Raw genomic sequence first — 20647 nt, 5'->3', positions numbered from 1 at the left:
GACTATGGCTGTGCGGGCGGCAGCAGTGCCTCCCGAACCTCTGTTGGCGGGTTGGTGCTGAGAGCCAGATAGATCTCGAACCATGCCAGATATGAGCGCCAGGAAGGATCACGCTGGTCGATGAGGGCGCGATGCGCCTGGCCCAGACGCTTGTGCACGTCGAAAGGCACCTGCGTGTTCCCATCCGCGTGCAACTGCGCCGCGAACCAGAGCACGTCCATCTGACCGGCATCGACCGGTGCGTGGGTGCGTTCGAGCAGGGTGTCGGTGTGCTCGAGCGCCTTGCCCAACCAGCGGGCCGCCTGCGCCGTGTCTTGGCGATCCACGGCATTCTCGGCCAGCCGCATCTCCGCCAGCGTCACCGCGCGGAGGTCCTCATCGCGATCCGACCTGGCGAACTGTTCCAGGAACAGCGTGCGCCGCTGTTCGAGTGCATGGGCGGCGGCGTCCAGGTTCCCGAGTCGGGTCTCCGCATTGGCGCGCAGTCCCGCGGCGATGAGCCGATAGGCGCGCTGAACTTGCTGGGGTGTGGTGTGTGCCTGGTTCAGCGTGGCTTGCACGGCGGGGGTTGTCAGGTCGCGCTCAACTCTGTCCAGGTCCTCCAACGCCCGCTGGGGCTGACCCGCCCCCAACTCCGCGGCGCAGCGGGCCAGTCGCACCACCAACCGGTTGCGCAGACCCTCCGCGTCGCTCGGGCCCGTTTCCACGGTGGGCAGCTCGCGATCGTAGAGCGCCAACGCACGCTCGAATCGGCCCGCGGCGAGGTTGTAGAGCGCCGCGCGATCCAGTGCCAGGGTGGTGAACTTAGCGAGCTTCGGTGTGGCGTCCACCATGGCCAGTGCCTGATCCGCCGCCTGCGCTGACTCGTCCTCGCGGCCGACGTGCAAGAGCGCTCGGGCACGCGCAAGGGACACCGCCAGCCCCGCCGCGTTGTCCACGTAGGGCCACTTGTCCCGTTGCTCGAGGTAGCCCAGCGCGATGTGGAAGTTGCCCACCTGGGTGTTCAACAGCCCCAACGCGCCGAGGAGCATCGCCCGGTAGCGGATGTTGTTGCGCACCAGGTCCAGGGCAATCAGATAGTGCCGGTTGGCGCGCTCGGCGGCGGAAGGATCGTGGCCGCGAAGGAAGTCCTCGTGCTGAATGGCACCATAGAGGGCATGCACCGCGCGCTGGTTTTTGAGTTCCGGCCACGATGCGCGCAGCTCCTTCACGGCTGCCGCCACCGACTGGGCGTGGGCACGGTCATCCTCCAGCTTGGGCAACTGGCGTGCCGTGAGGTAGGCCTTCACGAAGTGCGCGAGCGGCCTGGCCATTTTCGCGGAGGTGGTGGTGACTTCCTTCTCCACCACCTCGGGGCTGACGCCGGCACGCAAACGCAGACTCATGGACTCGACAGCGCTTTCCAGAGAGCCAGTCCGTTGGGTCACGAGGTCGAAGTCGGCACGGGCCTCGTCCAGGCGCTGCTTCCCCAACCGGCGGTAGGCGCGGCCCATCATCGCGCGGCGAAACAACCGTTCGGCCCGGCGGCGTTCCTCGGTGCCGGGTGGGGCGTCATCGACGTAGACCGTCGCCAACGCCTCCAGCACGCCGTCGGCGCCGAGGCCCGCCGCGCGCTCGACGGCGTCTTGCACCAGTGCGCGCTGGCGAAGGGGATCCTCTTGCTGATGGTAGAACGCAATCAATGCATCCCGGACGGGCCGGGGGGGACGCTCGTCGTGCAACGCATTGACGTGCCGGCCCAGCTCCAGAGCGAACGCATAGGCCGAGCCCGCGGGTGCCGAGGCGAGTGCCTGGGCCATGGCCGCATCCGCCTCGTCATAGGGGCGTCCCCGGTACAGGGCGCGGACGGCGGCTCGAGCGAAGTCGAGCTGGTCGTCAGCTGGAAACGCCTTGTTCATGGAGAGCCGGCGGCCAACTTCGACCAGGGCCTCCCGATCGTCGAGCTTGCGGTACAGCGCGTCCGCTCGTTCGTAATAGGCATCCAGCACCGCACGCGGCGTGGTGTCGGTCACCTGGGCTGCCTCCAACTCCTGACGCGCCAGCGTGAAGTCGCCGGCGTCCTCGGCCAGCGCACTGCGCACCACGTGTTGAAAGACGGCGGAGGGCGGGCTGGGCGCGGCGGCGGGATCCAACGCGGCCATGCGTTGCCCTTCGGCGTCGTCCAACTCGTCCATCATGCGGCCGCGTTCGCGCTCCTTCATGGCGCGCCGGTGGTCGATGAGGAGCCGCAGCGGTTCCGCCAGTCCCGCGGTGGCGGGATCGCTCACCGAGCGCATGTGGTGGGCGTAGAACTCCGCCGCATCGAAGTCCTCGAAAGACAGGTGGAGCCGGCTCAGGCGCATCATCAGCAGACGGCGGGGTTTGGGCCGGGTTTCGCGCAGCAGGCGTTGGCGATAGAGCAGGAGCAGGTCCGCGCGCTTGCCGGCCATCTTCAATTCCTCGTTGAGACGAGGAACGTCCCAGTTGCTGGGAACCTGTCCATCCAGAGGTAGCTGATACACATCCAGCGAGCGATCGCGCGAACAGGTCGCGATGAGTGACGAGGCTGCGGGCGCCGGGTACTCGCAGCTCCAGGACTCACTGGTGAGTTGGTCCGGACTGGCGGCGGCGGCCAACTCGGGCGCGTCCTCGCGCTCGGTGGCGAAAGGCACCCGGAACAGGACGCCTTTGTCGCTGGCGTCGATCACCCCGTCCGCGTTGGAGTCGGTGAAGAACTGCACCACGTAGAGGGAGCGCCCATCGCGCGCGAACGCCGGTTGTCCGGTCTGTCCCGGAAGCTCGAGTGTCAGCGGGATGGGGGCAGCACCGGAGAGATCCAACCGAAGGGCCTCCAGATGGGGCGAGGCGCGCGCGGCGAAGCCGGGGCCCACCTGCTGCACGGAGCGTTCGATCGGGACGTACACCAGCCAGCGCCCATCGGGTGAGATGGTGGGACTGGTCAGGTTGCGCTCGAGCAGGGGGCTCACGCTCAACTCGCGCCCCACCGTGACCCGCGACAATCGCAGATCGCCCTGGATGGTCGCCCGGCTCACCAGTGCGATATGCGAGGCATCGATCCATTCCGCCTGCAGCGTGCTGGTTTCTTCTTCGAGGCAGCGGCGGCCTTCCGCACCGGGCAGGTCCCGCACACACAGCTGGCCGCTGGCCTGGTTTCGGAACGAAATGTAGAGCAGGTGTTTGCCGTCGGGGCTGACCCGCGGCCAGGTCACGTCGGCGCCTTCGTCGAAGAGGCGGCGCTCGCGGCCCTGTTCCACGTCCTGAGCGTAGATTTCGGTCGCGATGTTGCGGTTGGACACGAAGAGCAGCGTGTTCCCATCGGGCGCCAACTGCCCCAGGAATTGATCTCCCACGCCCACGGTGAGCCGTGAGGGCGTGCGCAGGCCTCCGTCATTCTCATCGTCCTGCGCCCAGACGCTGCCCGCGAGGAGAAGGGACAGGGCCAGGAAGCACCGGCCATGGGGCATCAGCACTTCTTCTCTCCCCAGGTGCCATCATCGGATTCAACCCAGCCGCCGCAGACCACCCCCTGCGCGTGCACCTGTTGCCAGCTCCGGCGCACCGACTCCTCGGGCACGCCGGGGCGGACCGTCCTCATCCACTGCCACAGCTGCACCCGGGCCCGGTTCACCCGTTCCACCAGGGCGGCGTCATCGGCCGACAGGCGCCGGGACCGGCATTGGCTCCGGGTGTCCACCAGCAGCCCGTCCCGCCCTTCGCCCACGCAGTGGCGCCGCAGCAACTCGTCGACGCGGTCCGCCTGCGTCTTGCCGATGTCCTCGACCAACGGCGTGGGTTGGATGCCCAGGTCCTCCAGTTGATTGGGCGTGAACGGCACCGGTGTCGGGCTCATGCCCGCGCGAGCCAGACGCCGTTCCACGTCCTTGAACGAGCCCGAGGCCTGTTCCTCGAGCGCCGTCGCGCGATCGACCATGACGATCTCTGGAGCGCGGATGCACCCGGGAAGGGCGAGGGCGGCAAGAATCAGCAACCCGCGGCGTTTCATGGCGTGGTCTCCGGAGGGGACATGGATTTGAGGGCTCGGTCGACGATGGGGCCCATGGGGATGCCTCGGATCTCATCGATGCTGAACAGGCTGGCCAGACCCCCCATGGTGATGCGCAGGCTGCCGAAGCCGTGGTTGAAGTTCAGCCGCACGTGTTCCGGGTAGCCCCATCCCAAACTGTAGCGGACACGGTTGGTGGCGGGATCGGTGTGGTGTGGATCCTCGAGATCCAGCAGGTCGAGCAGGTGGCGGTTGCCAATGCGAAGGATCTCCGCGCGTCCGTTGACGCTGCGGTCCTTGCCGGAGATGACCACGGCGGCATTTCCGTCAAAGGGCTCGCCCCGGGATGATTTCACGCCGGTCGCCCGCACGCGTGCCTCCAGGGTGGAGTCCTTTCCCTGCCAGTCCAACACGCACTGTCCGGTGATCTGCCCACCGCGGACGCCCATCTCCAGCTGACGCATGGAAACCACGTTCTGGTCAATGGACAGGTTTCCGGCCAGGGGCGCGATGGAAATGAACGGCGTGGTGATGCGCGCCACCGACATGAATCCATTGCGCGAGAGCAAGGGGTGTTGATCGGCGAAACGAAGCATCGAGTAGGGGTTCACCTCGAGGTTGTCCAGCAGCCGCACCCGGCCTTCGGTGAGCTCCATGTTTTCGGTCAGCGGCACGTTGCCATCGAGCGCTTCGATCTCGACCCCCGATTCGAGCAGCCGCAGGTTCACGTTCTGGAAGAGCACGTTGGAGAGGGTTCGGAAGACCACCAGGTTGGGCGAAGCCAACTGAAAATCTACCGAGACCCGACCGCTGCTCTCGATGAGGCCGGGCCGCGCAAGTCTGGACAGGTCCTGCTCCAGCTCACCCCGAACCGCCAGGCGGCGCCGATCGTCGCTGAGCTCGAGCCGGCCTCTGGCTTTCAGCTGGGTACTCGTCCCCGCATTGGACAGTTGCAGGTCGGGGATGTGAATGACGCCATTGGGCTCACGACGCGCGGAGAACGACCCCTCCAGATCCTGGATCGGATAGGGCAGCGCTGGCCTCTGTTCGAGGGAGCGGACCTTGAAGAGTTGTTTCAGTTCGATGTCGCCCGCTTCCCACTTCTCGGTGAACGTGGCGGTGGTGTCGCTGGACATGTCGGCGAATGACAGCCGGCGCTCGCCCATGCCCACGGAGAGTTTTTCCACCGTGAGCTGGTTGTGGACGAATCGCCGTGGCCCATCGGCGTGCGACTCGATCTGCCAATGCAACGCGGGGAGGTTGAGCGACTGTCCCTCTTGTTTCCAGCGGATGCCGCGCGCGTCCATCACCGCATTGCCCTCGAAGCTGGCGGTACGCCGGGGAGCGGGGGCCAGGCTCGGGGTTCCATCGGCGGCGATGTCCGTGATCACGCCGAGCAGCGTTCCATGCAGCTCGAGGTTCAACGCGAGCCGCGAGGAATCTACCTCCGCGGGCACCCCGGCCCGGGCCAGGAGCGGAGACAGCGCACCGACGGGCGGAAGGTCGCCCTTGACATCACAGCGAAGCGCGCGGGCCTTCCGGTCGAACGCCAGTGCGGCGTCGAGCGCGAGCTTCAGCCCCGCATGACTGGTGAGCCCCAGCCGGAGTGACGGCTTTCGGCGATCGAGGTCCAGCGTCAGTGTCTGATGCTGAGAACCCGCGTCGTTCTCACCGACGCGCAGCCCTTCGATTTGAAGATCCAGTTCGCCCTTGTGCCGCCAGGAATCTCCCTGCGAGCGCATCACGACGGCGACGTTGCTGGCCGACACGTCGTCCCATCCCGGCCGCTGCAGGCGCAGCTCCGTCCGGTGCTCCAACCGTGGCGAGGAGGAGAAGAGCGTCGCCAGCTTGCCCTTGGAGGCCAGGTTCACGCCCAGGTGCTTCCAGGGAAAGCGTGCGGCGACCGACTCGGGGATGAAGGGCCGAGCGGCGACGAGGTCTGGAGTCTGGACGGCCAGGGTGTACGCCACATCGTCGGTCCCCTTCGTGGCATCCATCGACGCGTGCATCGCGCCAACGTCGAGCTCCAGGCGGGCGCGGGCCCGGCCCAGCCGCGGCTCGTCCCTCCGAGGGAACACCTCCGACATGTCGAGCTTCATGTGCACGGGGCCCTTGAGCACCTCGCGTCCATCCGCCATGACCACCTGGAGCGCCCCCACGGGCACATCCGCTTTCAGTGCGAAGGGTGGCTCACCCACCAGCGGGGCATGGAGCTGAAATCCCAGACGTTCAGCGGTCGCTCGGCTCCCGGATGCACGGACGTCCAACGCATCCACCATTCCGGACAGGGCAACATCCCCCGCGACCTGGAGGGGAGAGGAGGGGTCTGGCCGCAGCTGGGTGCCCTTCAGTTCGCCGGAGGCCTTCGGAACACGAAGCGTGGTGGCTCCCCCAACATCGAGCCCCTGGAGCGCGAACGTGAGTCGAGAGGTCAGCCCTTTTTGGGGATCAGGGGTCGCCACCAAGGAAACGCGTCCATCGCCGAGAGCGACCTGAAGCGCGTCTCGAGCTAGCCGGAGCGCCGCGACGTCGACGTCCAGCCCGAGTCTGCCCTGGGCTCCCAATCGTGGCATGGTGCTGAGCGTGACCTCCTGGGCGTCCAGGTGCACCTTGCCGCGCTCGATGGAGAATGGGCGCCAATCGGGAGGGACCTGTTGCAGCAGTCGTCCGAGATCCAGATCCACCAGGGCTTGCGTCACGACGGGCGGAACATCCGCTGAATCCGGAAGCACCCACCGGGCTTGCACTTCGGCGTTGTCGGCCAGCCGGGTGCGATCCAGCTCGATGGCGATGTGCCGCTTCTCGCCATCAAACTTCGCGGAGGCCGCGCCGTGCAGCAGTGAGCGGACCGTGAACCGCGGATCGAACGTCTGCCGCGCGACATCCAGGTCCACCCGCACACGAGCGGCCGACGCCCCTACCTCCGCCGAGAGGTTCAGTTCCAGCTGGGCCAGGGCCGGCGGAGTGGCCGAGCCTTCGCGGTTCAACTCCAGAGGAAGTGGCGTCCCGGTCGGGCTTGTCGTCGCGAAGACCTTCCATCCATCGTCCTGATGCTTCGCTTCGACCGCGGCCGCGAGCCCACGCAAGGACCAGCGATCGATGACCTCACCGTTCCGAACGCGGATGTAACTCAACGACACGCCCGACACTTCGACCTTTCCGAAGGGAGGCGCGGAGGCCAGGAGGGCAGCGGCCTGCTGAGAGGCTCCGAGTGGCGCTTCAACGGGCGGCGGCTCAGGAGCTTCCGGCCCCATCAATCCCGTGAGAGACGTAGGTCCCGCATCATCGACCACCAGGACAACGGCCACGTCCCGCACCGCCACCCGCTCAACCCGGGGGGTCCTGCTCAGTAGCTCTCCGGGCGACCATTGTGCCTCCAGCGTGCTGACGCGCAGCAGCTCGGGCGCGACGTTTCGAAACGGCGGCGGGGTACGCACCACCAGCCCTTCCAGTCGCAGACCCGAGAGCACGGCGACCCGGGCTGTCTGGTAGTCCAGCTGCAGGCCCGTGGCCGCTTCCACCCTGGAGACGATGCGCTGTTTCAGCCAGGGGTGGTCGAGGTTGTGCAGAGCGGCCACCGCCGCGACCAGCACCAGCGCGAGTGCCGCACCGAGAACCAGGAGCACGCCCATGCTGATTCGAGCCAACCGTTGGCGAGGTCGTCCAACTCCTGGGGATTCCATGATGTTCGGTCGGGAGCGAGCGGTCACCCGCGTCCTACCATGTGGCGGAATCGGGCTTCAATCGCCGGACCCGGCGGGCCCAGCACCCGAAAACTCCTCTCGAGGTGCAGCGTCACGAGCGCGGCCAGCACGCTCGCTCGGCTGGCTCTGGCTTCGGGCCGGAAAGGCGTCTTTTCGGGACGCGTGCATTTTCCGGGGCGGTCAGTCGCCTGCGTCGGAGCTGGCGAGGTCGAGCCGCCGCGCGATGTACCGCGCGGGCGAGGTGCCCAGTGCCTTCTGGAACATGGTCACGAAGCTGCTCGCGCTTTCGTAGCCCAGATCGATCGCCACGCTCTGCACGGAAGCCCCCCGCGTGAGCCACTGTAACGCCAGGATGATGTGAAGCCGCTGGCGCCATCGCCCGAAGCTCATGCCGGTCTCTTGAACGAGCAGCCGATTCAGCGTCCGCTCGCCCACGCCAATCCGCTTCGCCCACTTCTTCATGGTCGCGCCATCCGCCGGATGCGCGGTGAGCAACTCGACGAGCCGCCGCAGCCGTGTGTCGGTGGGCATGGGCAACCGCAGATCCTCGACCTGCGCCGCCGCCAGTTCGTCGAGCAGCACGGTGACCAGCCGGGCCTCCTTCCCGTCGAGGGGATACAGCGCGGGCAGCGCCGCGGCGCGGAACAACAACTCCCGGAGCAGTGGGCTGACCGAGACCGCGCAGCACTCCCTCGGCAATGTGACGACCGCATCGGGCTCCACGAACATCGAGAACCCTTCGAGCGGTGCCCGGCCCTTGATGCGGTGGCGGGTGCTCCCAGGAATCCACAGCGCCGACTGAGGAGGGACGAGCCACAGGGCATTCGACGCCTCGCACGTCATCTCGCCCCGGTGCATGAAGAACAACTGGGCCTTGCGATGGGTGTGGAAGTTCAGCTCGTGCTCGCCGCTCATCCGCTTCATCCCGACCACCAGCACCGGTCGGGCGACCTCATCCGGATCGACATCGACGAGGTGGAGGGGGAGCTCGGGGAGGTACATGCGGAGTCGCTCCGACGCCGTGGCCGAATCTCGAAACAAATTGACCGGGTTTCGGTATGCGGTCAAGCGCGAATCAGGTCAGGTTGAAGGGGACAGGAGGACTTCTCCATGGACGGCTCCATCACCACCATCGACGCACTGGAAGCCTGCATCGGCAAGGCGCCGGCGCCGGTGAACCTCAAGGTCATCGACCATCTGGACGAAGGCGCGTTGCGCTGGCTCGCCGCGTCGCCCGTGATGTTCGCCGGCTTCGGGGATGCACCCCACATCCGCATCACCCTCGGCGGCGGCCCTCCCGGCTTCGCGGGGGGAGACGCGCACGAACTGCGGCTGCCTGGCGCGATCCTCGACGACCCGACACTGGCCCGGCCCGGCATGGGGTTCGGCTCGCTGTTCCTGCTCCCTGGGATTGGAGAGACCCTGCGCGTCAACGGCCGGGTGACGAAGGCGAGCGAGGGCGAGCTGCGCGTCTCGGTCGAGGAGTGCTACGGCCATTGCGCCAAGTCCCTGATCCGCTCGGACTTCTGGAAGGCCTCGCCCGTCGTGGACACGCCCCGGGACGCCGCGGCCTTCCTGTCCGCCAGCCGCTTCATGGCGCTGGCGACGATGGACGAGCACGGACGCGCCGACCTCAGTCCCAAGGGAGATCCGGCGGGCTCGATGGCGCGGCTCGAGGAGGGCCGGGCCTGGTTCGCGGAGCGTCCGGGAAACCGCCGCGTGGACAGCTTCCGCAACATCATCGTCCAGCCGCGCATGACCGCCGCGCTCCTGATTCCCGGCTCGACCTCCGTCGCCTATCTCTCGGGACGCGCATGGCTCACGACCGACGAGGTGGTGCGCGCGCGCTTCGCCGTTCAGGACAAGACACCGGTACTGGTCGCCGGCATCGACGACCCCACCCTCGAACTGCGCGAGAGCCCCGCCCTCGTCCGCGCCAGACTCTGGCCCGTCCAGGCGCGGCCCGAGGGGCTCGACCCCTCCAAGGTGTTCGTCGCGCACCTCAAGCTGAACAGCGACAAGGGACTCGGGGCCAAGATGGCGAGCGCGCTCCTGTCCGTGCCCGGCGTCACCGGCCTTCTGCAGAAGGGCTTGGAAAAGGATTACAAGACCAATCTCTACTGACAACTGCGCGAGTTGCTCCTCGGCGAAGTGGAGGCGTCCGCCCCTGCTCCGGGAACGCCCGTTCGAAGTGGCGGAACGACTCGCCGAGCCTTGGATGGCCGCCGTCAGGAACTCCGCCACCGTGCGGACACGCGCGGTCCCGCGCAGGCGACCGTCTCCTTCGCGCTATCGCAGGCGATCAGTGGCTATGCCTATTCGGCGGTCTACGGCCTGACCGGCGGCCATCACCTGGTGCTCTTCGGGCTGGGCGCTGGTGCGTTGCTGATCGCCTTCGCGCTTGATGCGCGCGGGCAGGACGTGCGCCATCGGTCGGCCGTGGCCCACGCGGCTCACTGAGCACCGAGGGCTCGCACCACTCCACCCACCAGGCGGAGCTGTCACCCCAGGGCCATGGTCGCGATGGCGAGGAGGTACTCCCTCCTGCCTGGGGCCCGGGTCTCATGAAGCATCATCATGGGCACCGGGACGTGCCGCTCGAGCCCGAGCCCCGCTGCCCATTCCTGGTGCAGACTGAGGGCGACCCCACCGCCAAGAGGAGCCCCACTTGAGCCCCACGCCCTCCGTCACCTTCCGCCTCGCCACCCCGGCCGACCTCCCCACCATTCTCAAGCTGCTCGTGGACGACGACATCGCGCGTACGCGCTCGGGCTACGTGGCTGAGGTCACCCCGGCGGTCCGTGCCGCCTTCGACGAGATTGCAGCGGACCCGAACAACGAGATCATCGTGGGCGAGCGCGAGGGCGAGGTCATCGCCACGTTACAACTCACGTACATCCCAGGCCTGAGCCGCGGTGGGATGCGGCGCGCACAGGTGGAGGCAGTGCGCGTGCGGGCGGACCTGCGCGGCCAGCGCCTCGGCGAGCGGTTGATGGAGGACGCGATGGCCCGTGCCCGTGCGCGGGGCTGCGGCCTCATGCAACTCACCACGGACAAGCGCCGAGAGGCCGCGCACCGCTTCTATGCGCGGCTGGGCTTCCAGGCGAGCCACGAGGGGATGAAGCGCACGCTTTGAGCAACGGGCTAGTCGCAGGAAGGGCGCATCAGCCCGGCCCAAGGTTGACAGTCATCCCCCAGTGGTGCCCCTCGGAGTGGATCGCCGAGCACCAGGGCTGGCTGCTCGGCGACCCGCAACTTCAACCCGAGTGGGAATCAGTTGCAGCCGCTGCCCGTGGTCGGACCGAGGTCCGCCCATTCAATCCTGCCGTCGGGGACGCCCCAGCGCGCGTTGGTATAGCTCTCGAGGTCGATCAGCGCGTCGGCGTTCCCCCTGTTCTGGGTGCAGCAACCACTGCAATCCGAGTCGGCGCACGTGTCGAGCACGGTGACCACGATGGTCTTCGAGCCGGACCTCAAGCAAAGGTCATGGAGCTTGTACGCGTTCATGTTGGGGAATATCGCGGCGATGTTGTGCGCCGCCACCCACGCCTCCGACTTCTTCTCGGAGCACGCCGCAAACTGCCCTGCCCACGTGCAGCCGTTGTACTTGGTGCACTCCTCGCTGTTCGGATCCGGGTACGACGTGTAGTTGGTCTTGTTGGCACTCTTCCAGACGAGGCCGGGAGAGTTACAGCCCGTAGGAGGAGGCGGCGTCGTGCCTCCGGACAAGCCAGAGATCGTCAACTGCTCCCACGAGCCGAGCGCGGCGCCATACGCGAACACCGTGCTGCCGCCGCCGTTCTCCGCTGACACCCAATTGCCAGTCGTTACCGTCTGCAGGCCGACGATGTCGCCGTTCGCGATCACGCCACTCCCGTTCTGCTTGACGATGCGGAACGTCTCCCAGCCGAGGCGATTCGAGCTGGCGGCATTCAGCGTGGAGCCGCCGCCGTTCGCGGCCTGAAAGTACTGTCCGGTGCCCGCGATGATGAAGATCGAGTCTCCACTTTCGAGGGCCCCGCCGTTGATGTCATCGATCGTGAACTTCTCCCACGCTTGCGCGCTCGTCGCCGTCGCGATGACCGCGCCGCCGCCGTTGTTCTGAGCACCCACGTATCGATTGCCGAGCACCGTCTTGAAGCTCACGCCGGAGATGAGCAACGGACTCGTGGCGGACTCTGTGACGTCGTCCTGCCCGTCAGGCGAACTGCTCGTCGGAGTGCACGCGCCCGTGAGCAACAGAGCCGAGCACGCGGCACGAAGGAACAGCTTTGAACCTTTGAAATGGAGCATGAATCCTGCCTTGTCGAACGGGCGGAGGTTGAACTTTGCCCTGACGCCTACAGAGACTCTTTCAGCTGGATTCGGGTCATCGGAATCGACGGGTTGCTCCCAGTAGTCCATCAATACTGGATTTTAAGATTTCAACTTGACTGTCCAGGAGATACGGAGTGGAGGCGGTGAGTATCGAACCCGCGTCCAAAGGGCTGTCGAGTGAGCGCTACGGAGTCTGGACGGTGCAGCGTCCCTCGGCTCCGCTCGTGAGGTCCTCGGCCACCGTGCGCAACAGGCTCCGCGTCAGTGCCGAGCGCTCCGCTTCCGTCTTCTCCCCCTGTGTGAGCCATTGCGCCACTTTCCCCAGGCTCGCCGTCGTCACCACCTGAAGCCGCACCCGGACCTCCACCACGAAGGCCGTCTCAGCCTCCGGTTCCTCGTCCAGCATCCACGCCACCCGCTCCAACTCCAGCGTCCCCGGCCCTCCCTCCAGCGGTCTCCCGTCCAGCGCCCAGCTCCCTGCTTTCGCCGAGTACGCCAGTACCTGTGTCAGCTTCGTCTCGTCCATCCGCTCGGAGAACCACAGCGGCCGGCGGCGCAGCAGCGTCAACTCCACCTCCAGCCGCCCCGCCAGCCCCAGCTTCATCAACCGTTCCAGCTCGGGCGCCACCAACGCGAGCGCCTCGGGCCTCACCACCACGCGCCTCCCCACCCGCGTCGCCGAGCAGTTCACCCGCGGGGGTTGCTCCTCCGCTCGGGCCACGGGCGCGCAGAAGCCCACTGCGGCCACCAGGGCCGCGGCGAGTCTCCTCCTCGTGCTCGTGCCGGGTCTCCTCCTCATGGCGTCTCAGAAGGGCCGGATGAAGAGCAGCCGCGCCTCGGGCGCGAAGGTCGCCCGCTCATCCGTGCGCCACGCCACCGTCAGGTGCACCGAGTCGCCGAAGTAGAACTGCGCGCCCACTCCCAGCTTCGGGTCCATCCAGCCTGTCTCGCCCCGGTGCACCGTGCCCACGTCCGTGAAGACCCCGAAGAAGCCGCACCGGTACTCCGCGCTCGCCAGCAGTGAGGCATTGCCCCGGAACTCCTTGAAGCCGTAGCCGCGCAGCGCGCTCCATCCGCCCAGGGCTTCCTGCTTCTGCAGCGGCAGGTCCTCGCCCCCCGCCAGGCGCACGCGCAGCCGCAGGCCGTCGTGGTGCCCCGTATTCACATACAGCACGCTGTCGCTCACCACCTTCCAGAAGCGGAAGTCCTCGTCACCGCCTCCCAGCGCGGGGTTGCCCACCTCCACCGTCAGCAGGCTGCGCACCGCCGAGTGTTCCGGCCACTCCCAGTCGTGCCGCAGCAGCGACAGCTCGGGGCTGCGGAAGAGCGAGCCCACGTTCTCCGCCCGGCCCGCGTCGCTCGCGTACTCGAGGCGGCCCACCACCGACGTCATCCGCCCGTCATCCACCGGCGAGTTGGGGAAGGGCGCCGAATCGCGCCGGAAGAGGGAGAAGGGCGGCGCGAAGCTTTTCAGCGAGTCGTACGTGTCCCGGCGGTACTCCGCTCCCAGCACCCACTGCCTCCCGAGGCGCCAGGTGGCGAAGCCCGTGTACCCCTTGCGCCGGAAGTACTCCGAGTCCGGACGGTTGAGCAGGGCGGAGTAGATGTACGAGTCGATGGCCCCGATGCGCCAGCGGTCGAAGGTGTCCGTGAAGTCATAGAACTGCACGCCCACCTCCGAGAGCCGCAGCAGTGGCACCTGCAGCTTCGCTCCCGCCAGCCAGTTGAGCCGCCGCTGGAACGACGTCTGCTCCGGGTCGCCCGGAATCCGCTGGCCTCCCCAGCGCAGCGGAATGGTCAGCGCCGCGTCCAGTCCCAGGTGCATCCGGTTGCGCACGTCCCACAGCTTCACCGAGCCCGACAGGCCGGGCGCGAAGCCCGTCACCTGCGTGTGCATGGGAATGAGGTCCGCGTCGAAGGAGGCGCCCCTCGGGCGAACGTGCACCACCACGCGACGGCCCCGGGTGGTGATGGCGTCCTCCTTCCGGTGGTGCCATTTCCTCGCCCAATCGTGCCAGGACAGCTCCACCTCCTCGTCCCAGTGCTTCTGTCGCTTGTGCCGCTTCTCCTCGGTGACCGGCCGGTAGTGCCGTACGCCGCCTTCCTCGCGCTCCTCGACGAAGCGCGTCGCCGGCTCGGGGCTCGTCTCCACGTCGCGCAAGGACAGGAAGGGCATCTCCGTCCCCAGCCGGTCCGCCGCTCGGCGCAGGTCGCTGCGCAACAGCACATCCCCGGGCTTGATGCCCAGCACCTCGCGCACCCGCGCCGCCACGTCCTCGTCCACGCCCTGGACCTCCACCTCCTCCACCGTGCCTTGGTCCACCCGCACCACCAGCCGCCCTTCCGGCGTCAGCGCGGCGTCGAGGCTCGCGAGCTGGTAGCCCTCGTCCCGCACCTCGTCCTGCGCGCGCTCCAGCACTCCGGACATGCCCCGCCAGACGAAGCCCGGGTGGAACTGGCCATGCTCGTACGAGGCCAGCAGCTCCCTCGACGGGTACGGCGACGGGCACTTGCGCGCGACGAGGTGCACCCGGCCCCGGTCCGTCTCCACGCGCACTCTCACCGTGTCGTCGTGACTCCCGTTGTCATCATCGTTGTCGTCGTCGTCATCGTTGTCGGAGAGTGGCGGCAGCCGGAACAGCTCCTCCTGGACGTCCCGCAGCTCGTCTGGGCGCAGGCCCTCGAGGTCCACGCCCGTGACGTAGGGCTGCTCCTCCAGTGTCACCACCAGCACCGGCGTCGCACCCTCCGTGAGCTTCACCGTGGGTGACACCTTCGCGAACAGCCCCGTGCGCGCCAGCCGCTGGAGGAGGATGGCCGCCTGCTCGGGAGAGAGTGGACCTCGCACGGGAATGCGGGCCAGCTTACGCACCAGTGGCTCGGGGAGGCGCTCGAGTCCCTCCAGCCTCACGTCCGACAGCTCACGGTTCTCCCCGTTGATGCTCAGCCGCAGCGCTCCGAGCACCTCGGAATCCGCCTCGTCCTCGTCATCGGCGAGGCAGGGAGCGTCCTCGCGCGCCGGCGGCGTCTGCTGGGCCGCAGCGGACGAGGGCGCGGCGTTGTCGTCGTCGTTGTCGTCCTTGTCCTCGTCTTCGTCGTCCTCGGCGGAGGCCTTGGGGTCGGCGGCCTTGGGCGTCTGGGTGGCAGCGGGAGTGGGCGCGGGAGCGGGCGCGGCCGGGGCGCTGGCGCCAGCGGGACCCTGGGCGCTGGCCACGAGTGAGAGGAAGCAGAGAAGGAGTGCGGTGCGGTTCATGCGAGATGGAATGAGCACGTGGCGTTCCAGGCCCCTCGGTGCGGCAAGTGCGCGAAAACACGGCGCCCCGAGCCCCGGCGAGGATGTCATCCCCACATCGTGATGTCGCGGGGTGATGTGATTCTGACACGTCCCACCCACCCTGGTCGCATCGTCACTCGGGGGTGGTGCCGGTAGGGTGTCCGCCCTCCAACCCGCATGGGGAGTGCGGCCTCCGCGCTGTGTGCCCCCGACGAGGGAAATCCGTATGCCGAGTAGGATGAACGCCGCCGAGGCCATGGGGATTCGTGTGATCTGGCGCGCCGCGTTGTTCGTGTTGTTGGGCCTGTCCATGAGCTGCTCACATCGCGCGGTGCCGATCGCCGCCGACACGTCCTTCAAGGAGGCGCCGCGGCCCGTCATCGGGGCGCTCCGGAAACCGCTCGACGATCTGCCGCAGATCGAGAACTTCAAGGTCATCGGCCATAACGTGCTGCCCAATCCCGGTGACACCCGGCCCCGGGGACGCAACGGGCCCATCGGCATCTCCGGTGACTGTCTCTATGTTGGCAGCCGCGTGGGGCACCGTCCGGGAACAGGCCCGGCGTTCGGCAAGCCCGCGCTGCCTCCGGACATCCTCATCGTCGACATCAGCGACCCGGACGATCCCGAAGTGGTGGGGTCTCTGCCCACTGCTCTCAACGCCACGTCCCGCGAGCTGCGTACCATCCCCGACCTGCACACCCTCATCGTCCTGAGCTCTCGGGAGACGGGGCCCGACAATGGCTCGGTGAACAATTATCAAATCTATGACATCCGTGACTGTCGCCACCCGGTGCTCACGCAGACCATTCCCCTGGGGGTCGACCGGCCGCATGGCTTCTTCCTCTGGAGGGATCCCCGCAATCCCTTGCGCTTCCTGCTCTTCACCTCTGGAAGCACTCAGGAGCCGTCGCTCCGGGTGTTCGAGTTGGCGAACCCTCCGAGGGATCGCGTCAGTCCCGAGCCGGTGGCCACCTTCACGCTGACTCCGGCTGAGTCCCGCCCTCCACCCATCGATCTGGCGGCCTACCGGGCCGACCCCCTCGCCTTCGACTCGGCGCGCCCCGCCAGTCCGCGCGACGACATCCACTCCCTGTCGGTCTCCCAGGACGGGACGCGGACGTACCTGGTCAGCACCCAGGGGAGTTACTTCATCCTCGACAGCTCGCGTCTGGCGCGTGGACTGCCGTGCACGCCTCATTCCTTCACCGCGGAAGCGAAGAGCACCGCCGCCCCTGGCCTCTGCCTGCGCGATCTCGACTCCGACCCGAATGCCCGGGTCGATTTCACGCCGTCCTCCGGGTGGACCGAGCACTCGATGTACCCCGTCCCGGGCCGCCCCTATCTCATCGTCTCCGGCGAGCGGAACGGCACGGACGCCTGTCCCTGGAGCTGGGGCACCATCCTGGACATCTCCGTCGAGCGCTCCCCCCGGGCCATCTCGCGCTACCTGGTTCCGGAGAACCTGGTGGCCAACTGCTTCGTCGGCGGCCCCGGAGACCCCGCGCTCCAGCGCGAGTTCTCCCCGCACCAGCAGCTCGTCTTCCCCAACCTGTTCTTCATCTCCTGGTACTCGGCGGGCTTGCGCGCCTGGGACATCTCCAACCCGGTGCTGCCACTCGAGGTGGGCGTCTTCGTTCCCAGGCCTGAGACCGACGTCGTCGAGCCGTTCCGCAACAGCCCGGACGTCTGGGTGGGGCTCCATCCCATCCTCTACAACGGGCTCATCTACATCGCGGATGAGAACAGCGGCTTGTATGTCCTGCGCTACAAGGGCGACCGGGCCGAGGAGCTGCCGAAGAAGGGGCTCTTCATCAGCAATACCAACTTCCTGAGCCCCTGAGCGTCCTGGCGGAGGCGCTATCGAGCTGCCTCCGCCCGTGACTCAGGCGCTTGGGCCTGGAGTGGGAAGCGCCCCGAGCTGCCGCAGCATCGTCAGCATGTCCGGGTTGTCCCAGATCTCGACCACCTTGCCATCGCGCAGCTGATAGTGGGGTTGGTCGACGATCTCGAACCGCCGCCCGCTGGCTGGAATGCCCAGGAAGGTGCCGATCTGGGTGCCGCTCATGGTGATGCGCGGCGCGATCATGTCCTTCTCGTAGATAAAGCCGTCGACGGTGAAGCGGAGGTCCGCGAAGGCATCCACCCAGCCCTGGACGATGGCCTGCACTCCCTGCAGGCCGGGCGCTACTCCGGGCACTATCGGGTGGGCGATGATCTCGCGTGCGAAGAAACGATCGAGCTGATCGACCTTGCGCTCGACGTAGATGGTGTTCAGGTAATCCAGGTAGAACTCTCGGGCCTGCTTGGTGTCCATGGCGTGAATCCCTCGGTGATGGGGGGGGCGCCATTGTGGGTGGCCCGCGGTGGATGACAATTTCCCGGGTCACGCGGCGGGGATGCCGAGCGCCTTCAGGCGGCGGTGCAGGTTGCCCCGGTCCACCTGCAACAGGCGCGCGGCCCCGGCGATGCTGCCTCCCTCCTTCAGCGCGGCCTTGATGAGCGTGCGCTCGAAGTCGTCCACGTGCTCGCGGTAGCTCTTCTGTCCGAGCACCAGGCGCGAGGGGGACTCCGCTGTCAGGGGCGCCGGGCCCGCGAGGGACTCGGGCGCGAGGGTGAGCGGGCCATCGCCTCGCAGCAGGTTCTGGCGCTCGATGAAGTTGCGCAGCTCGCGCACGTTGCCCGGCCAGGGCCAGGCTCGCAGGGCCTCCTCGGCACCCGGAGCCAGCACCAGCGGCACGTTCGCTCCGGCCAGCTCCGCCGCGAAGGCCCGGGCCAGCGGGAGGATGTCCTCGGGCCGCTCGCGCAGGGGCGGCAGGGCGAGGGGGAGCACGTTCAGCCGGAAGTACAGATCCTGCCGGAAGCGCCCCTCGCGCACCGCCAGCGCCAGGTCCCTGTGCGTGGCGGCGAGGACTCGCACGTTCACGGTCACGGGCAGGCCTCCTCCCAGCCGCTCCACCTCCTTCGTCTCCAGCACGCGCAGCAGTTTGGCCTGGAGCTCCAGCGGCATGTCTCCCAGCTCGTCCAGGAACAGCGTGCCGCCGTGGGCCTGCTCGATGCGGCCGAGCCTCCGCGCGGTGGCTCCCGAGAAGGCACCGCGCTCGTGGCCGAAGAGCTCGCTCTCCAGCAGCGTGGCGGGGATGGCGGCGCAGTTGACCGCGACCAGCCGCCCCTTGCGCCCCGAGGCGAGGTGGAGCGCCCTCGCCACGCGCTCCTTGCCCGTGCCCGTCTCGCCAGTGATGAGGATGGCCGTGTCGCTCGGGGCCACGCGGGCGATGAGCCGGCGCAGCGACTCCATGGCCGCGCTGTCCCCCACGAGATGGCCGGGGCGGGCCAGCTCCTCTTGCAGCCGTTGCTGCTCCTCCCGCAGCTCGCTGAGAGCCAGCGCGTTGCGCAGCGCGGTGAGGAGCCGCTCGGGCGAGGGGGGCTTCTCCACGAAGTCGGTGGCCCCCAGCTTCAGGGCCTGTACGGCCTCGGCGGGCGAGGCCTCGCCGGAGAGCACCACCACCGGCACGGGGAGGGGACGGGGCAGCCGTGCGAGCAGCTCCAGGCCCGTCTCCCCGGGCATGCGCAGGTCCAGCAGCATCAGCGCCAGGGGTGGGCCGGGTGCGTCGAGCAGGCGCACGGCCTCGGCGGTGGAGCGGGCCTCCATGGGAGAGAAGCCCTCGTCGGAGAGCAGGCCCCTCAGCCCCTTGAGGACTCCCGGGTCGTCGTCCACCAGGAGGATGCGCGGGCCGGGTGTCTGTGGGCGGGGGAGGGCGAGCGGAGAGTCCACGGGCCCAGCGTAGCGCAAGGGGAACGGGAGTGACCCGCGGGCCACGGAGCTGTCACACCCGGGTTTTATGATTAAAACATGAGAATCGCGATAATCGGTGTCGGCCCTCATGCTCGGCGCGTCTATGTCCCCGCGCTGCAGCGGCTCCGGGAGCGGTTCGGGGTGGAGCTGTCGCTGGTGGTCGAGCTGAAGGCGAAGGAGGACGAGGTGCGCTCCTTCTTCGCCTCGCGTGAGCTGCGCCCGGACTTCCTCTTCGTCGAGCCCTTCCAGCACCACATGCCCGAGGACGTGGGGGCCCGGCTGGGCGGCGCCATCCGGAGCAGGCCGCTCGATGGCGTCATCATCGCCACCGAGCCCCTGGCGCACCGTCCCTACGCGGAGTGGGCGCTGGAGCAGCGGTTGCACATCCTCATGGACAAGCCCGTCACCACCCGGGAGAACGCCGCCCTGGAGCTGCACCAGGCCGTGGGCATCTTCGGTGACTACGAGGCCCTGCTCTCCGCCCATGGCCGGCTCCAGAAGGAGAAGCAGACCCTCTTCAGCATCAACGTGCAGCGGCGCTACCACCCCGGCTTCCAGCAGGTGCTGGAGCTGCTGAACGAGGTCGCGGCGCGCACGAATTGCCCCATCACCTCCATGCAGTCCTCGCACGCCGACGGACAGTGGCGGTTGCCCTCGGAGATGGTCCACCTCGGCTATCACGGCTACAACGAGGGGTACGGCAAGGTCTCCCACAGCGGGTACCACTTCCTCGACCTGGCCTGGTGGCTCTACCAGGCGGTGGCCCGCGCCACCGGGAAGCGGCCGGACCACGCGGAGGTGTTCTCCTCGTTCATGAGCCCGGCGGGTTACCTGCATCAGCTGGACGCGCGGGACCACGAGCGGCTCTTCGGTCCGGAGTATCCGCGCACGCAGCCGTACGACGAGACGGAGCTACGGGCGCGCCTGCGGGACTTCGGGGAGCTCGATGCGTTCACCACCATCCGGTTGCTCGAGGCGGGCGAGCGCGTGTGCCACCTGTCCATCAACCTGCTGCACAACAGCTTCAGCCGGCGGGACACCCTGCTGCCCGGCGAGAACCTGTACAAGGGCAACGGCCGCGTCAAACACGAGCACCACAGCATCCAGCAGGGGCCCTTCCAGAACATCCAGGTGCACTCCTACCAGAGCCGGGCCGAGCACGATGTGAGCTCGGCGGACGATCATGCCGTGGGCGGCAACAACCACTTCGACATCTACGTCTTCCGCAACCGCGGCCTCACCGGAGATGCGCGGCCCCTGGACATCATCCGCATGGGTGACTTGGAGGCCCGCTCCGGGTTCGGGTCGGAGCGGCTGGCCACCGAGCAGGCCAAGGAGGCGGTCGTGGTGGAGTTCCTCCAGTTCATCCGCGGCGAGCTTCCCCGGGAGCGGGTGCGCTCCAGCCTGGAGGAGCACCGCGTCCCGGTGCGGCTCATGAGCTCCGTCTACGCCTCGCACGTGCTGCAGCGCGAGGGGCGCAATCCCATCGTCGGTTTCGAGCTGCACTGAGCGCCTCCTCGCGATGCTCCCGCGGGGGGCAAGGGGACTAGGAG

Annotated in this window: 14 protein-coding genes; 5 read left to right on the top strand and 9 right to left on the bottom strand. The window is 67.9% G+C overall.

Going from position 1 to position 20647, the window contains the following annotated elements; all coding sequences use genetic code 11:
* Window positions 1-2: 2 nt before the first annotated feature.
* The 4 genes from DAT35_RS20280 to DAT35_RS20265 all read right to left on the bottom strand — a co-directional run bounded on the left by DAT35_RS20280 (window position 3) and on the right by DAT35_RS20265 (window position 8709).
* On the bottom strand, window positions 3-3464 hold the full coding sequence (locus tag DAT35_RS20280; protein WP_108068707.1) for a PD40 domain-containing protein: 3462 nt from the start codon (window positions 3462-3464) through the stop codon (window positions 3-5).
* Window positions 3464-4003 (bottom strand): DUF1318 domain-containing protein, encoded by a 540-nt coding sequence (locus DAT35_RS20275; protein WP_108068706.1) that lies wholly within the window; start codon window positions 4001-4003, stop codon window positions 3464-3466. The genes DAT35_RS20280 and DAT35_RS20275 overlap by 1 nt, the downstream gene beginning before the upstream one ends.
* The gene (locus DAT35_RS20270) at window positions 4000-7686 is read right to left on the bottom strand and encodes a hypothetical protein (RefSeq protein WP_108068911.1); all 3687 of its coding nucleotides are present in this window, start codon (window positions 7684-7686) and stop codon (window positions 4000-4002) included. Before DAT35_RS20270 ends, DAT35_RS20275 begins: the two co-directional genes overlap by 4 nt.
* Before the next feature lie 201 nt (window positions 7687-7887).
* Window positions 7888-8709: a helix-turn-helix domain-containing protein gene (locus DAT35_RS20265; RefSeq protein ID WP_108068705.1), complete on the bottom strand. Its 822-nt coding sequence runs from the start codon at window positions 8707-8709 to the stop codon at window positions 7888-7890.
* Between the two features lie 108 nt (window positions 8710-8817).
* Between DAT35_RS20265 and DAT35_RS20260 the strand changes: the two genes are divergently transcribed.
* The 3 genes from DAT35_RS20260 (at window position 8818) to DAT35_RS20250 (ending at window position 10843) form a co-directional block, all read left to right on the top strand.
* Window positions 8818-9831: a pyridoxamine 5'-phosphate oxidase family protein gene (locus tag DAT35_RS20260; RefSeq protein ID WP_108068704.1), complete on the top strand. Its 1014-nt coding sequence runs from the start codon at window positions 8818-8820 to the stop codon at window positions 9829-9831.
* 90 nt (window positions 9832-9921) lie between these two features.
* Entirely contained in the window at window positions 9922-10167 is a 246-nt protein-coding gene (locus tag DAT35_RS20255; RefSeq protein WP_108068703.1) for a hypothetical protein, read from the top strand.
* A gap of 208 nt (window positions 10168-10375) precedes the next feature.
* Entirely contained in the window at window positions 10376-10843 is a 468-nt protein-coding gene (locus DAT35_RS20250; protein WP_108068702.1) for a GNAT family N-acetyltransferase, read from the top strand.
* Window positions 10844-10980: 137 nt separating this feature from the next.
* On the opposite strand, the gene DAT35_RS20245 is transcribed toward DAT35_RS20250, so the two are convergent.
* The 3 genes from DAT35_RS20245 to DAT35_RS20235 form a co-directional block, all read right to left on the bottom strand.
* Window positions 10981-12111, bottom strand: a complete 1131-nt coding sequence (locus DAT35_RS20245; RefSeq protein ID WP_233261592.1) for a hypothetical protein — start codon at window positions 12109-12111, stop codon at window positions 10981-10983.
* Between the two features lie 97 nt (window positions 12112-12208).
* Window positions 12209-12823 carry a hypothetical protein gene (locus DAT35_RS20240; protein WP_108068700.1) on the bottom strand — a complete coding sequence of 205 codons (615 nt, stop codon included), beginning with the start codon at window positions 12821-12823 and terminating at the stop codon, window positions 12209-12211.
* A gap of 6 nt (window positions 12824-12829) precedes the next feature.
* Entirely contained in the window at window positions 12830-15295 is a 2466-nt protein-coding gene (locus DAT35_RS20235; protein WP_233261591.1) for a hypothetical protein, read from the bottom strand.
* A 229-nt stretch (window positions 15296-15524) separates the two neighbouring features.
* Here DAT35_RS20235 and DAT35_RS20230 point away from each other — a divergent pair, with 229 nt between their 5' ends.
* Window positions 15525-17141 carry an LVIVD repeat-containing protein gene (locus tag DAT35_RS20230; protein ID WP_146209796.1) on the top strand — a complete coding sequence of 539 codons (1617 nt, stop codon included), beginning with the start codon at window positions 15525-15527 and terminating at the stop codon, window positions 17139-17141.
* Window positions 17142-17183: 42 nt separating this feature from the next.
* Here DAT35_RS20230 and DAT35_RS20225 read toward each other — a convergent pair whose 3' ends face one another.
* Together DAT35_RS20225 and DAT35_RS20220 are read right to left on the bottom strand one after the other, a co-directional pair.
* Window positions 17184-17615 carry an ester cyclase gene (locus DAT35_RS20225; protein WP_108068697.1) on the bottom strand — a complete coding sequence of 144 codons (432 nt, stop codon included), beginning with the start codon at window positions 17613-17615 and terminating at the stop codon, window positions 17184-17186.
* A 69-nt stretch (window positions 17616-17684) separates the two neighbouring features.
* On the bottom strand, window positions 17685-19073 hold the full coding sequence (locus DAT35_RS20220; RefSeq protein WP_233261590.1) for a sigma-54 dependent transcriptional regulator: 1389 nt from the start codon (window positions 19071-19073) through the stop codon (window positions 17685-17687).
* A 78-nt stretch (window positions 19074-19151) separates the two neighbouring features.
* Between DAT35_RS20220 and DAT35_RS20215 the strand changes: the two genes are divergently transcribed.
* Entirely contained in the window at window positions 19152-20603 is a 1452-nt protein-coding gene (locus DAT35_RS20215; RefSeq protein WP_108068696.1) for a Gfo/Idh/MocA family oxidoreductase, read from the top strand.
* The last annotated feature ends 44 nt before the right edge of the window (window positions 20604-20647 follow it).

The sequence above is a fragment of the Vitiosangium sp. GDMCC 1.1324 genome, assembly GCF_003044305.1.
Classification (GTDB): Bacteria; Myxococcota; Myxococcia; order Myxococcales; family Myxococcaceae; genus Archangium.
The sequence above is the reverse complement of the archived record's forward strand: the minus strand, read 5'-3'. Positions and strand labels throughout refer to the sequence as shown.

Excerpts from the sequence above, each read along its gene's own strand:
- DAT35_RS20270 (WP_108068911.1), bottom strand. The coding sequence starts at position 7,686 with ATGGAATCCCCAGGAGTTGGACGACCTCGCCAACGGTTGGCTCGAATC.
- DAT35_RS20260 (WP_108068704.1), top strand. The coding sequence starts at position 8,818 with ATGGACGGCTCCATCACCACCATCGACGCACTGGAAGCCTGCATCGGC.
- DAT35_RS20275 (WP_108068706.1), bottom strand. The coding sequence starts at position 4,003 with ATGAAACGCCGCGGGTTGCTGATTCTTGCCGCCCTCGCCCTTCCCGGG.
- DAT35_RS20215 (WP_108068696.1), top strand. The coding sequence starts at position 19,152 with ATGAGAATCGCGATAATCGGTGTCGGCCCTCATGCTCGGCGCGTCTAT.
- DAT35_RS20280 (WP_108068707.1), bottom strand. The coding sequence starts at position 3,464 with ATGCCCCATGGCCGGTGCTTCCTGGCCCTGTCCCTTCTCCTCGCGGGC.
- DAT35_RS20265 (WP_108068705.1), bottom strand. The coding sequence starts at position 8,709 with ATGTACCTCCCCGAGCTCCCCCTCCACCTCGTCGATGTCGATCCGGAT.
- DAT35_RS20225 (WP_108068697.1), bottom strand. The coding sequence starts at position 17,615 with ATGGACACCAAGCAGGCCCGAGAGTTCTACCTGGATTACCTGAACACC.
- DAT35_RS20230 (WP_146209796.1), top strand. The coding sequence starts at position 15,525 with ATGCCGAGTAGGATGAACGCCGCCGAGGCCATGGGGATTCGTGTGATC.
- DAT35_RS20240 (WP_108068700.1), bottom strand. The coding sequence starts at position 12,823 with ATGAGGAGGAGACCCGGCACGAGCACGAGGAGGAGACTCGCCGCGGCC.
- DAT35_RS20245 (WP_233261592.1), bottom strand. The coding sequence starts at position 12,111 with ATGGACTACTGGGAGCAACCCGTCGATTCCGATGACCCGAATCCAGCT.